The organism is Blautia sp. DFI.6.71 (assembly GCF_020593585.1).
Taxonomy (GTDB): Bacteria; Bacillota; Clostridia; order Lachnospirales; family Lachnospiraceae; genus Blautia_A; species Blautia_A wexlerae.
In genome coordinates this window covers 1-13,242 of record NZ_JAJDMJ010000011.1, presented here as the reverse complement: position 1 = coordinate 13,242, position 13,242 = coordinate 1, and the positions used below count along the sequence as shown (strand labels likewise).

The following is a 13,242-nucleotide window of genomic DNA, read 5'->3' as shown; positions in this document are numbered from 1 at the left end:
TAGGAGAATAGTCGGAACCCTTACAAAACTGTTATGGTTGTTGTAAGGGTTTTGTAATGCAGGAATGTTATAGTAGGGGTATGAAATGGAAAGGGGACTTGAAGATATGAGTAGTATTTTAAAAGTAGAAGATCTAGTAAAGTATTATGGAGAAGGCGAGAATCAGGTGAGAGCCGTGGATCATACAAGTTTACAGATAGAGAGAGGCAAGTTTACAGCTATCGTAGGACGTTCCGGCTCCGGAAAATCTACACTTCTGCATCTGATTGGAGGGCTTGACAGACCGGATTCCGGCAAAGTATGGATTGATGGAACCGATATCTATTCTCGAAAAGATGATAAACTGGCACAGTTTCGAAGAAAGAAGATAGGATTTATCTTTCAGGATTTTAATCTGATTCCATCGCTGAATGTGTGGGAGAATATCGTTCTTCCGCTGGGACTTGATAATCGCAAGGTAAAGCCGCGGGAAGTGGAAGATATTCTCAAAAAAATCGGACTGCAGGATAAGAAAGATGCGATGCCGTCTGCTTTGTCTGGTGGACAGAAACAGAGAACTGCGATAGCCAGGGCATTGGTGACAAGACCGGCGATAATTTTGGCGGATGAGCCGACTGGAAACCTTGATTCCCAGACTGAGCTAGAGGTTATGAGCCTATTGAAAAGCTGCGTGTCGGATTTCGGGCAGACGCTTATCATGATTACCCATGATGAAACGATTGCCCAGATGGCGGATGAAATGATTATCATTGAAGATGGCAAGGCGGTGAGAAGATAATGAAGATGACGACCAGAGTTGCATATTGCAATATGCGGCATTATAAGAGCAAAAACATACTGATTGGAATTGCCATTATCCTGACAACATTACTGCTGTTCGTAATCCCATCAATCGGAAAAGATATGGTGGAAGTGAACTTTGCGGTAATCAATAAGATTTATCCAACATGGCATGCCCTTTATCGGAACGTGGACGAGAGTACAGTTATGAAACTGGCGGCACATCATGATGTGAAAACTTACGGACTCCGCAGCGATGCGGGGTACATGAATCTGGAAGATGCGACGGTTTCCATGATGTATATGGACAGAACAGGGATGGAACTTTATAAAGTGAAGCTGAAAGAGGGGCAACTTCCGCAGAAAGAAAATGATATTGTGGTTTCAAAAGGAATACTGGAAGCATTAGGACAGAATGGGAAAATCGGTGACACTATCACAGTACCTTATCAGATTCTGAAAGATGACGGACTGGATTATACGAAGGAGAAAGACTTTCGAATCTGTGGTTTTTTAGCAGATAATGAGAGCAGCAAAGAACAAAAACAATATACATCATTGGTTTCAGAGGCCTTTCTGAAAGCGGAGATACCGGTAGAACAGGTGAAATATCGGTTTTTACTTCAGGTGAATGGACAGAAAGGAAATACGACTGCAGATTATACAGAGACGATACAGAATATTGCCAGACAGTTCGGGATTTCCGAGGATGACATGAATATTAATAAAGAGTATCTTGCAGCAAATTATGTGGATCCGGCTACAATTCCGGTGATTGTAGGAATCATGCTTATTGTTGTATTGGCGGGCATTATCACAATTTATAGTGTTTATTATGTATCTATGAACCAGAGGGTTCGGGAATTTGGAAAGTTAAAGGCAATCGGGGCTACGAAACGGCAGCTTAGACAAATCGTACTAAGAGAGGGAATGGGAGTGGCGTTGTTTGCCATTCCGATAGGACTTTTGATCGGAACAGTTGCTGTGAAAGTTGTACTTCTCCAGTTTGTAGAACATGCAAAGGATTCAAACGTACTTATAACAGAGGCATACAAGGTTGTAGCTAAAGGAGAAGTCCAACTTTATTATTGGTGGATTTATCTGTTGGCAATTGCAGTGACTCTGTGTACAGTGTATCTGTCACTGATGAAGCCTATGCGTATGGCGGCGAAGGTATCAGAAATAGAAGCTATGCGTTACCAGGGAGGCAGTAAGCGACAGAAAAGCAGCAGGAAGGGATATCAATTTCTGAATATCGGACGACTGACCAAGAGAAATCTTGCAGAGAATAAAAAGAAGAGTACTATCACGATTGTATCTATGGCCGTTACCGGAATATTTGTCATGATGGTAGCAACGGTGCTGTCTTGTGCAAATCCGATGGAAAGTGCAAAGAGTTCGATTGTGGGGCAATATGAGATTTCTCCAATTGTGGAATCCGGGAATAAAGAGCATCCTGAATATGAATGGGCGGAGGTTCAAAAGAATAATCCATTAAATGAAGGACTAAAGCAGCAGATAGAGGAGCTTGACGGTGTTGAGCGGGTAGATGTGTTTACCGCGTTGAAGGTATCAGGAGGACCTTTTGAAGAAAAAATTGGAACCGAATTTATCAATGGAGTGCCGGAAGAATACGCAGAAGAGCTGAAAAAAGGAATCACTGAAGGCAATGTCACATACGAGGAATTGAAATCCGGGGATAAAGTGATTCTGGACCGCGCGCTACTTCACTGGTATCCAGATATTAAAGTGGGAGATAAGCTGAAACTCAATATTCATGATGGAGATAATACCTTTCAAAAAGAGATTGAAGTGGCAGCAATTGGTGAATATGGAACAGGTCTGACAAACTATAACTGTCTTATCATGGCAAAAGAAGGGGCAGAGAAACTTACCATAAATAATTCTTCCAGCTATTTTCAGGTGATTGCAGATAAGGATTATGATGAGGCACTGGAAGCATCTCTACAGGCTATTGTGGATGGATCAGGCAGACTGCAGATGCGTACCTGGAAGAATGAGTACGATACATGGGAAAATGCCATACAGATGACTAGAGGTGCATGTTATGCATTTATCATCATTCTGGCAGCAATCAGCATTATGAACTTGATTAACACAATGATCAATAGTGTCCATGTGCGAAAAAAGGAGCTTGGCATGATGCAGGCAATCGGAATGTCGGACCGTCAGTTGATGAAGATGCTCCAGTTGGAAGGTATATTCTATACAGTAGGCACTCTTATTATCAGTATCGGAGTGGGAAGTCTTGCAGGATATCCGTTGTTTTTATATGCAAAGCGTACAGGAATGTTTGATATCAGCACATACCATTATCCGGTAACAGCAGCTATTATTATAATTTTAACATTGTTTGTGATACAGATGTTATTGGCAATATTCATTGCAAAGTCAGTAAGGAAAGATTCATTGATAGAGAGAATTCGTTTCAGTGAGTAAGAATATAAATTTCTGATGTTTAATGCAGATACTAATCAATGTCATAATAAAAAGGGGGACTTGATTTCTCAAATCCCCCAGTGTATAATGAACTCAAGAAAGGTATTCAGATGCAAAATCTGATGCCCTCAGTTAAATTTTATATTCTATGTATAAGTCATAGCATCCAAAACTTTCCTAGGGTCGTGGATGCTATTTCTTATTATGTCGATCTATATAAGTCAAAGCCGCAAAAATTACCAATAGTAAAGTCAATACTTCCATTGTATTCATGGGCATCACCCTCCTTGGATACTAGAGGGCAAAATCGAAATGCATCCGTCTTTCCGGTTCAGTAATACCGAATCAGTATAACACGTTACCGTTTTCAGTACAATAAGGTAATGGTCTGAAAAATACTTTATTCTGTCACCTTATGTAGCTGTATCGTGAGTATTTGCTGGACTAATTGGTGCTGTATATGAAAAAAAGCTATTTAAAAATAAGGTGGAAGCCTTATATGGTCTGCTTGATGATGCGGGTGATGATGCCGAGGGCAACATTACGCTCTTCATCAATATGCGTCACCACAAAGGATACCTGATCCTTTTTCCCGACTGTCCGGCTGTCATAGCAGGAGTGGGCAATGGCATTGACACCGATGGAGAGCCGGACAAAGACGGTGCCTTTATGGATGTCTTCCACAGTTCCGGCGTATTTTCCCTGAATCTTACATTTTTTCATGTTTTCCTTGCTGGTGTTGCCTTCCACACTTTTGACATCTGCGTGGACAATGACCTGCTCCGGTGAGTCTGCCCGCACATCCAGGATGCGTACCAGGATGTGATCGCCTACCTGGAAGCGTTCTCTGGCATCACCCATCCAGTCGAAGGACAGGTCTCTGGCAAGAATGGAGGTTTCCACACCGAAAATTTCTGCCCGGACTACCTTTTCCGCAACAGCAATGACTCTTGCCTGCACGATACGGTCTTCATAAACTTTCGGCATTCCGGAAGCATCTTTATCCAGATAGAAGATCTGGCGTTTCTTCAGCATCGCTTCTTTCCGGCTGGCGACAATGCTGCGTGTCTTCGGATCTAATCCCTTAATCAGAAAATCAATCTCACATCCAAGCATATTGTTGAGGATTTTGTTCTGCCGCAGAGCAAGCTCCCCATAATCGTGTGCTTCATCCTGCATGAGATGGATCATCATCTCAGTTACTGGGATGACAGTACGGAAATCCTTGTAGTAAACCACGGCAATGAGGCTGCCGTTTTCTGTTTTCTCGATACCGCCAAGCATTCCGGTTAAGATTCGGCGGGTACGGTAGGCATTCTGGATCTCATGCCAGGTAAGGTCTGAAATGGACTGGGCTGTTTCCAGCTTCGCATCGGAATCCAGAGTTAAAATAGGTGTGTTGGTTGTTTCGTTTGGCATCATAGTGTCTCCTTTCAAATTATGACATGATAGAATCTTTATCTAAAGGAACCATGTCTGTGTGATCCGAATAGTTATCTGCTGAGAAGTCATCCGGGAAATCGTGATAGCCAGGTTCCTGATAAACGCTTTGCTGGTCAAAGTGCGGTTCAGCTTTTTTCTTTTTCTGCTTTCCATAAGAAGCGGTTTTTTTCGGGTGGGAAGCAGGAATAGTTGGAGTGTACGTATATTCTTCACTACATGCTCCTTTTCTCCATTCCGGAATATGTTCGGAAGCCTTCCGGGGAATGAGTTTTTGGGCATCCGGGTGCAGGGTGTAATCGTATTTTTCTACCTGCAGTACCTTCTGACCACGCAGGATAATCAGTGCAGTATCCAGCGGGAGCCGCAGGATCTCATCCGGAGTTAAGAGCTTTCGTTTCCCGATGGATCTGGTCTGGCGGTATTCCGGTGTATAATCGGATACCCTCCAGCTATTTAATTGTTTGGCTTCGCTGCTGACACCAACGGTCACATCACCGGAGCGGTTAGAGATAAATGTAGCAGTTACCTCATCCGTACAGCCTAAAAATAGCTGAGTGTCGCAGTTCCCGATGATTTCCTGCCATTGGTTTAAGGGATACCGGTTCTGCATCTGAGGCAGGTTTTGGAAAATGCAGGAAATACTGAGGTTTCGACTTCGGATCACGGAAATCTTTTTGTTGAGCGATAGGATTGCTCCCGTATTCGCCAGCTCATCAGCCAGGATATGTACCGGAACCGGCAGTTTTCCATCTTCCCCATAGGTGTCTGCATAACGGACCAGTTTGATAAATACGAAGGTCATAAACAGGGAAGAAAGAAAATCAAAAGTGCTGTCTTGATCCGAAGTGATGCAGAAGTATGCACATTTTTCTTTTCCCGGCAGCGTCAGGTTGATCTCATCATAGGAAGTGATCTGGCGGATCAGCTTGTTCTGGAATACCTGAAGTCTGGAACCGAGTCCGATGATGACGCCGGAACGTACCGTGTCACTTGCCTGCTTATAGATGCAGTAGGGGACTTTTGCCGGATGGGAGACCGGAAGCAGGTCAAAGAGGCTGTTCAGTTCTTTTTCCGAACTCATGGTCAGGAGTTTGTATACCTGTCCGATATTCTTTGCCTCCGGTGGGAATCCCTGATCCACATAGAGAATCAGAGCTTTTAATAAGTTCATCTCGGCATTGTCCCAGAAGTGATCGCCTTTGGCAGAACCGGTATTCTGGATGATGACATCAGCAAATACCTGTGCCATGGTTTCCTGTCCGCCAATTTCACCCAGACAATTCCAACTATCCGAGTTTTCCGGGTTTACAAGATTAAAGGATTTCACGATATATCCGGCATTCTCAAGGTAAGTGGCTGTACTTTCGTACAATTCCGATTTTGGATCGGTGATGATGAGGCTTTCCCCGCGGGCAACACACTGGAAGATCATGTTGCGTGCAAAGGCCCGGCTTTTCATGGAACCGCTGGCACCGTAAACGGCAATATTCCGGTTCATGCGGGTATCCTTCGGGAGACAAACGGCTTTTCCGTTCAGTTTTCCAAGAATGGTTCCCTTGTGTTTCTTGACATCATTCGTAAGCTCCAGTACCTGATGCATTTCCTCCAAAGTCATAAAACCGGAAGTCCCATAGGTTCCCTTTGTGGAATAATTCAGGTTCCGGCCCCGGTCTGTTATTTCCCCGTTTCGGTCAAATCCCATACGCATGAGAAGGAAGGTCAGGAGTCCAAAAGCTGCCAGACATAGAAAAATCCCATACAGATTGTACGGGAAAGCAGTCAGGGCATCCAGACAGGCGAGCGGGTGCGGGGAGGGGATCTGCGGGGCAGTTCCGTTTCCGGCAAAATTGCCGGCAGATTCCCAGGTCTGATAGTTGCGGATAAATTGAGCAACATAGCCTCCTGCATAGAGGGTGCAGAAGGTGATCGGAAGCATATAAATGAGCTTCCACCATTTACGGTTCATGTAAAAACCCCCTTTTGAATTTGCAAAGGTCAATACTGGAGAAATGGATTGTGGCAGTTAAGTATTTTTTCAGGACCGGAATCTGAAAATCGAAACAGATCAGGTTCCCGGATCTGCCGTATACATTTAAGCCGGTATTGAACCGGTTGATTCGCTGCATGTCAAAATCATAAGCAAGAAGGATGGGGTTCCCGGAAGCATCCGTGGCATCATGTTCCAGTGGAATTGAATCGCTGCGGCAGCCCAGATCGGACAGCAGGAGGTTGTCCAGCTTTTCCATGATCTCAGGGTGAACCAGCAGTTTTAAAAGCACTTCCCCTTCCGGAGTATTGGGAAGGTAATGGAAATGCTCGAAGGAGGTGTCCAGCATAAACAGGCTCTTTTTGTAGCCTCCGGTACTGGTAAACAGCCGGAAAGCCATTTCCATGTCGGTTCCGGTCATGATTGCCCGGATCTGTGGATGTCCGTTGTAAGGGTAGCCTTGCAGGTAATGCTGCAGGAAGGCGTTTAAGCGGACTTCCGTTCGATATTCCCATTTCAGGACTCCGTTTCCCGTGTTATAAAGGATATAGACACATTGCGGTGCCATCAGGATGCCCATGCTGCGGGAGTTCCTAATCTTCGTGGTCTCCGGGCCCAATTCCTTAATTTCTCTGGAAGCGTAAAAAAGAGGAAGGCTTCGCATACCGATGGAACCAGCTTCGCGGTGATTACAGAAGATGTCAGGTTTTACATCCGGATAAAAGGGAATCCCGGCATGAAGGAGTGTCAGATACGTTTCGGCTTTCTGATGTAAGCGGATACGTCGGGATACTTCACTTCGGATGAGGTTCGTCTCGGTATTGCCGGTCAGATAGCACTGGAAGCGTAGCGGCGAGACAGATAACAGCATCTCTTTCGCAGCTTTTGTAAGACGGTAGCCTCTGAGAGCATCCCGGTAGTGGGTACGGATGAGGTGTTCCGCCTTCAAATCCGTAATGAGTTTTTCCGCATAGGAGGCACTTGGGATGAGTCTGTTTAGCTGGTCTGCGGGAAATTCCCCGCACATCCCTATCATTTCCAGTAAGCGGTATTTCGTAGTGTCAGGTCTTATCAAATAAGCATCACCTCAATTCAGTTCTTACCCATGCAAGCCTATACTTGGGTAAATCTCCGGTGGTTTGGAGATAAAAAAAGCAAGAAAACAAAGTTCCCTGCGGTGGTTCTTACCGATGTCGGATTTCTGCCTGAGAAGTCAGGAGATTTTCCGACATGCTTTCGTGATGATTTTTCTGGTTCTGCAGCCATTTCGGAAAGTCAGCTTTTTCCATAACCGATACCAGTGTACAGTCCTTTAAGCCAAGCTGTGTCGTGTAGTAGGAATCACAGAAAAAGCCGCTGTCATCTGTCAGAACATAAGTACAAAGTGTATCCAGAATCTGTTTAAACTCCAGATTGTCATAATCCCGGATACGTCTTTGAGGAAGTTCCCTGTCATATATTTGACTGAAACATATCACGCAGTCACGATAGAGGGGCAGGGCATTTTGTTTTACATACTCCCGAAGCATATAATTAAGCGGTTCATGGAGAAATGCAGTGTTTGTGTGGACTCTTCGTTTCGGAAGCAGTCCGGGAAGCGTAATGGTGAGAATCCCCTGCTGTTCTGCAATCCGCATTCCCTGTGCATCTGCCGCTTTGGGAAGATAAGCTGCTTGATTTGGGGAGAGAGCCGGACAGACAAGGTTACGCATCTGGCAGGCAATCCGCTCCGCCCGAAGAGCAGCACTGACGCTCAGTTCCTCAAAATTTTTATCATAATTCTGGATATCAGTGACCTTCAGAGCGTAAACGGTATTCGTCAGTTTTTGCAGCTCCCCTTCCAGTTTTTCAAGCCGCTGGTAAATGGTTGGTGTATTTTGCGTCATAATAACCTACTTTCTCATGTAGTAACTGACAGCACCGGATTCATTTACAAGGCAGTAAGCGGCTACATCATCAATGGTGATTTTGGCAGCCTGGCTTTCGGATTCTAAGACAATCAGGCGTTTGGAACCATGTGATGGGATACTTTCCATCACATGATTGATCAGAGCCTCCTGTTCTTCACCGATATAGATGATTTCGTATTGTTCATCTTGCGAAAAGAAATTGAGCTTGATTGGAAATTCGCCACTGGTGTGGTATACAACACCTTTCTTAAAATCCAGCAGTACCCAGAAGCATGTAATTATAGCATAGTCAGGATTCTCAGCAGACTGCTGGCTGTCACAAAGAAGGTCATGCTCTTTATCGTAAATGATGCGCCCTTGTTTGATGAGGCTGGTAATCAATGACTTGATAGACTGCTCATGTCGGGAGAAAAGTTGTAAAACCTGGTCATACCTCAGAGTATGGTAAGTGGTAATGAACCGTAAGAGCTTGGCTCCCTCTCCTTGATAGATTTCGTTCCTTGTTTTCATGATTGACTCCCTTCTATATATAATAGGAAACTTTATACATATGGCTGTACGTACAGGATACGTTTGGTATTGTAAGTATAGTGTACGTACAAAGTACATAGAACCTGCTGTCAGCGATTGAATTTACAGGTACAAAAAAAGCACCATCTATGGGTGCTGGAAATAAGGAAAACTATAAGCAATACCTATTGTAGCATGGGTAATTTTACGCTTCAATCGCAGAAGCAGGTCATTTCTGTGCCATTTTCACTGGTTGGCATAAAAAAAGCAGGAAACCATTTTGATTCCCTGCATGGTGTATTGTTGTGCTTTTGTGTAGTTCTAATGATTACTTGTCTTTATAAAATGCTTCGAAAGCTTGTGCGAAGAATTCGGCTGTACCATTGCCGTATTTTTCATCTATCATAGGTTTGATTTTTTCATTACGGTAATATTGAGCCTGTGCAACCATCAGACCGTGTTCTTTCTTTATCTGTGAAAGTTGTTTCATAAGAAAACCGTATTCGGAAACAAGTTCTCTTACTTCAGAAGAATCTGGTGAACATACTTTTTTAGCTGCTAATTTGTATAAAAGATTGTCAAATTGTTGGTTGTAACTTTCTGCAGCCTCTTTGCTAATAGGATTGTTGGCAACAGACAGGAATTGCTCTTTTCCTCCATACCACTCAACAACTTTAGCATAGCCTTTCTGCATTTCTTCTGATGAAACTGTCTTAATATAATGCTTTTTCCATTCTTCAATGCTTCCAAACTCTTTTACAGCAAGTTCTTTCATATTGTCAGGCATATGTTCAAACATAGTTTGGAACATTTCTTCAACTTCCGTTTTACTAAAAATCGCAAAATCCATTTTATTCTCTCCTTTCAGGATATCATCAATGCTGGCAATCAGATGTTCCATACGTTCTTTCTTTGCTACCAACATTTTTCTCTGCATTTGCAAGATCTGGTTCCTTTCAAGAGCAGGATTCTCCAGAACAGCTTTGATTTCTTTCAAAGGAATGTCAAACTCACGGAAAAACAGAATCTGCTGTAATATTTCCAATGCCCTATCGTCATAAAGCCGGTATCCCGCATCACTTTTTTGTGTTGGTTTTAAAAGCCCGATTTCATCGTAATAGTGAAGCGTGCGAACGCTGATACCTGTAAGTTCTGATATTTCTTTGACTGTCCTCATAGTTGCTGACCTCCTGTTCCTGATAAGATAACTGTACGCTATGACGTTCCGTGAGAGTCAATATATATTTTGCATTTTTTAGTATAACATTTTTATGATATTACGAAAAGCCGAGGAGATAGGCGATATGTATTACTCTGGAAAGAACTTGTTGAGCGTATCCAATGTCTCTTTTGCAGTAAATCCCCAAAGGATGGTACTGAGTGCTTCAATCGCAGCCCTGCGTTTCCGGTAATAGGTGCGGTAGGAAATATTGGTGATGTGGTGAGCCAGCTTATCCAATATCTCATCTGTATTTTTCATTTCCTGTGGAGAGAGAAAAGCGTAGTAGAGAATCCAGTAATACTGTTCCCCATGCTTGTGATTGTTCCGGAGGAGATCGATGGATGATTCCAAAAGCTTCAGCATCTGGTTGCTTCTGGCAATACTTTTTGCCCGTTGTTCGATGTCGCTTCCGGTAAGATCAGCCCCGGCAGCATAGATGGAGTCCAGAAATTTGTCGATGTCATTGTCGTATTGGAGCTTAAACTGGTGCTCCATCTGGTGTACGACTACCTTCAGGCTGTAGGTTGCATCCCGGTATCTGCGTAAAAACTGATAGGTGTCGTGAAAACGTGGATCTTCTTCGGGTGAAGGAAATCCCTGTGTATTGCGGTTTGCCATGTCTATTCCCCCCCTTTCAGTGCAGAAGGCTCTGCCACGGCAGGCATCTTTTGGGCAGACTCATCCCCCGGACTTACGGACAACTCAAACCGATAAGCGGCATTTCCGTAGGGACAGATAATATTTAGAGTAAATGTATTAAATATATCTTTGCAGGCTGATAATGGAGATAATATATAGCGGGTTTTGGAGCAGTGGCAACATGGAATCCCTTGTGAATCCAATAGTTCTGCGACTTTTTGCACGATAAATTTCATGTGTGAATCTGGAACGCAGGAATCATTTTTTGTAACGGTGATTTGTGAGTCTGTGACAGTTTCTGAAACGCTAACAGAAGCAGAATCCTCAATAGTGATTTCTTCAGGTACATGGATTGGTAATTGCATCTTCATAGCGATCTCCTCCTTGTCAATCATAACGTCGCTGATATTAAACATCACGGACAGGTAATTGTTGAGATAAATTACGCTTCCGTGTTTTCCTGTAAATGAGATAAGTGTAATGTATTCTTTTTCCTCCAGTTTCTTCAAGAGTCGTGATACCGATGCCTTTGACAGACTCCACCTTTCACCCAGTTCATTAAAGCTGGTAAGGGGATTTCCGGTATTATCCCGGTAATAGACAATGGGACCGGAATCAGATCCCTGGACAGAGGAATCGTTGTAAACTCCATGAATCCACAGATCCAGAAGAACATCCATTTCCGAGCATTTTCCAATGCCAATTAGTTCGTGAACTTTGGCAATCGGGAAAAAGAAAAACCCTGTATCTTTTTTACAGGGATAGTTGTATTCCAATACAGTATTGTCTTTGGGCCAGTCTGATATTTTGAATTTGACCAGGCGGTTTTTGCCGAGAAGAGAGTAGGTAATGTAATTCTGCTCTTCAAAAAATCGAAGGATGGACAACACTTGATGTTGGAAACGGCAGCGAAACCATTCCTGAAGATCTGTGACTGTGCAGATCCACTCTCCCGGACCAATGGTATAGGTAATGTGTTCCATCCTGCGGTAGGATGTGCGGTAATTTGCATAGGAGCATAATACCAGATAATAAAAAAGAAAAGAGCCCCCGGTAGTTCGGATGCTCTTGGTAGTGATTAAAGTTTGTATGAAGTCACGGTAAATGCGACAGCGTGGAAAATCCACGATTTGTTTGAGTTCTAATTTGTAATTCATGGTGATCTTCCTTTCAAAGTATATTTAATTGTAATCGGACTTTTCATAGTGTTGGTATCAAGAAGAAGCCGATGGAAGTATAGCAAGTAGTCGTTTCACTCATTGCATTTTTATTGCATTTTTAAAATTTAGATTATGTGGCTATGTTGCTCTTAACTGGTTAAAAAGCCTTTAAAATCGTCTATATGCGTTAATACTCCGTACTGTCTGTCTGGAGTTTGAATAAATCGAGTTGCTTAAAAAAGCCAGTGTTTATGCGGGTTTCAGCGATTTCGATTAGTCTTTTGATAACAAATTGATAACAGTCATAGCAAGTGCCATTATTCTTGTTATCCAGTGGTTTATGGGTAACGGAACAATTAACAGGTGGCTTGCAGACTAAAGTTCGGAGCTTGGCTCTGAACAAATTCCATATTATAAACTAAGCCCTTAGCTGTGGTTAATAACCATAGTTAAGGGCTTTTTTGTCGTTGCCAAAGCATCTGTAGGGAGCTGCCAGTGGCAGGTCCTGTAGGTGCTTATTTATCTTTCAAGTGGTCTTTGAATGCTTCCACGAGAGCGTCACTTAATTCCTGTGATGGAACTTTTGCCCAACGCTGTGTGGTGTCGAACTCTGGATAATGGTAACGCCAGTTATCGTATTCTTCTCTGTTGATTTCTTCGGAAGATAGCTTGTCTGCCTGTTCTTTCCAAGCATACAGCATTTTGAGGAGTTCATATGCTTCTCTGCCTTTGTCCTTGTTGACCTTTAAGCATACCTCTCCGTCTGCTTCACTGACAGTAAGACCGTAAATATCTTCAAGGGTAAACAGAGTGTGCATAAGACCGATATAGCTGTCTATGTCAGGAACATCAAGAGCCTGTGGAGAAACATCAAGCACCTGTGCCAATGCATTTGTAAGGTCTGCTTTCGGTTTGCGTGTACCAGTTTCGTACTGTGCCAAACGCACATCAGCACTCTTTTCTGGAAAACCGATTGCTGTACCGAGATACTTTTGTGTCATACCACGCATTAGTCTGAAAAAATGTATTCTTTCGCTGATAGCCATAATGATACGCTCCTTTTATATTTAGTGAAATTAGGCGTTTGCGAAACGCCAAAAGCCGCATAAATACGGCATTTTTTTGTTGTTA

At 43.3% G+C, this 13,242-nt stretch carries 11 protein-coding genes; 2 read left to right on the top strand and 9 right to left on the bottom strand.

Features of this window, described 5'->3' with window-relative positions:
• Nucleotides 1–106: 106 nt before the first annotated feature.
• Both LJE12_RS06810 and LJE12_RS06805 read left to right on the top strand, forming a co-directional pair.
• A complete protein-coding gene (locus LJE12_RS06810; RefSeq protein WP_172676439.1) occupies nucleotides 107–778 on the top strand; it encodes an ABC transporter ATP-binding protein in 672 nt (223 codons plus the stop codon).
• Complete coding sequence (locus LJE12_RS06805; protein WP_005333537.1) at nucleotides 778–3,240, top strand: ABC transporter permease; 2,463 nt, start codon at nucleotides 778–780, stop codon at nucleotides 3,238–3,240. Before LJE12_RS06810 ends, LJE12_RS06805 begins: the two co-directional genes overlap by 1 nt.
• Nucleotides 3,241–3,735: 495 nt before the next feature.
• Here the strand turns inward: LJE12_RS06805 and LJE12_RS06800 are convergent, their stop codons facing one another.
• The 9 genes from LJE12_RS06800 to LJE12_RS06760 form a co-directional block, all read right to left on the bottom strand.
• On the bottom strand, nucleotides 3,736–4,662 hold the full coding sequence (locus tag LJE12_RS06800) for a S1 RNA-binding domain-containing protein (RefSeq protein ID WP_005333538.1): 927 nt from the start codon (nucleotides 4,660–4,662) through the stop codon (nucleotides 3,736–3,738).
• A gap of 16 nt (nucleotides 4,663–4,678) precedes the next feature.
• Nucleotides 4,679–6,649, bottom strand: a complete 1,971-nt coding sequence (locus LJE12_RS06795) for a VirD4-like conjugal transfer protein, CD1115 family (RefSeq protein WP_022415647.1) — start codon at nucleotides 6,647–6,649, stop codon at nucleotides 4,679–4,681.
• Nucleotides 6,639–7,745, bottom strand: a complete 1,107-nt coding sequence (locus LJE12_RS06790; protein ID WP_227226826.1) for a hypothetical protein — start codon at nucleotides 7,743–7,745, stop codon at nucleotides 6,639–6,641. The genes LJE12_RS06795 and LJE12_RS06790 overlap by 11 nt, the downstream gene beginning before the upstream one ends.
• A gap of 109 nt (nucleotides 7,746–7,854) precedes the next feature.
• Nucleotides 7,855–8,556 (bottom strand): DUF6100 family protein, encoded by a 702-nt coding sequence (locus LJE12_RS06785; RefSeq protein WP_005333541.1) that lies wholly within the window; start codon nucleotides 8,554–8,556, stop codon nucleotides 7,855–7,857.
• A gap of 6 nt (nucleotides 8,557–8,562) precedes the next feature.
• Nucleotides 8,563–9,090, bottom strand: a complete 528-nt coding sequence (locus LJE12_RS06780; RefSeq protein WP_005333543.1) for a DUF5697 family protein — start codon at nucleotides 9,088–9,090, stop codon at nucleotides 8,563–8,565.
• A gap of 328 nt (nucleotides 9,091–9,418) precedes the next feature.
• Entirely contained in the window at nucleotides 9,419–10,267 is an 849-nt protein-coding gene (locus LJE12_RS06775; RefSeq protein ID WP_005333545.1) for a MerR family transcriptional regulator, read from the bottom strand.
• A 132-nt stretch (nucleotides 10,268–10,399) separates the two neighbouring features.
• Nucleotides 10,400–10,930: a hypothetical protein gene (locus LJE12_RS06770; protein WP_005333547.1), complete on the bottom strand. Its 531-nt coding sequence runs from the start codon at nucleotides 10,928–10,930 to the stop codon at nucleotides 10,400–10,402.
• A 2-nt stretch (nucleotides 10,931–10,932) separates the two neighbouring features.
• Entirely contained in the window at nucleotides 10,933–12,108 is a 1,176-nt protein-coding gene (locus LJE12_RS06765; protein WP_227226825.1) for a MarR family transcriptional regulator, read from the bottom strand.
• Nucleotides 12,109–12,626: 518 nt separating this feature from the next.
• The gene (locus LJE12_RS06760) at nucleotides 12,627–13,157 is read right to left on the bottom strand and encodes a helix-turn-helix domain-containing protein (protein WP_009247529.1); all 531 of its coding nucleotides are present in this window, start codon (nucleotides 13,155–13,157) and stop codon (nucleotides 12,627–12,629) included.
• Nucleotides 13,158–13,242: the final 85 nt, after the last annotated feature.

Coding starts and splice junctions, on each gene's coding strand:
- LJE12_RS06785 (WP_005333541.1), bottom strand. CDS start 8,556: ATGACGCAAAATACACCAACCATTTACCAGCGGCTTGAAAAACTGGAA.
- LJE12_RS06770 (WP_005333547.1), bottom strand. CDS start 10,930: ATGGCAAACCGCAATACACAGGGATTTCCTTCACCCGAAGAAGATCCA.
- LJE12_RS06780 (WP_005333543.1), bottom strand. CDS start 9,090: ATGAAAACAAGGAACGAAATCTATCAAGGAGAGGGAGCCAAGCTCTTA.
- LJE12_RS06760 (WP_009247529.1), bottom strand. CDS start 13,157: ATGGCTATCAGCGAAAGAATACATTTTTTCAGACTAATGCGTGGTATG.
- LJE12_RS06775 (WP_005333545.1), bottom strand. CDS start 10,267: ATGAGGACAGTCAAAGAAATATCAGAACTTACAGGTATCAGCGTTCGC.
- LJE12_RS06805 (WP_005333537.1), top strand. CDS start 778: ATGAAGATGACGACCAGAGTTGCATATTGCAATATGCGGCATTATAAG.
- LJE12_RS06765 (WP_227226825.1), bottom strand. CDS start 12,108: ATGAATTACAAATTAGAACTCAAACAAATCGTGGATTTTCCACGCTGT.
- LJE12_RS06810 (WP_172676439.1), top strand. CDS start 107: ATGAGTAGTATTTTAAAAGTAGAAGATCTAGTAAAGTATTATGGAGAA.
- LJE12_RS06800 (WP_005333538.1), bottom strand. CDS start 4,662: ATGATGCCAAACGAAACAACCAACACACCTATTTTAACTCTGGATTCC.
- LJE12_RS06795 (WP_022415647.1), bottom strand. CDS start 6,649: ATGAACCGTAAATGGTGGAAGCTCATTTATATGCTTCCGATCACCTTC.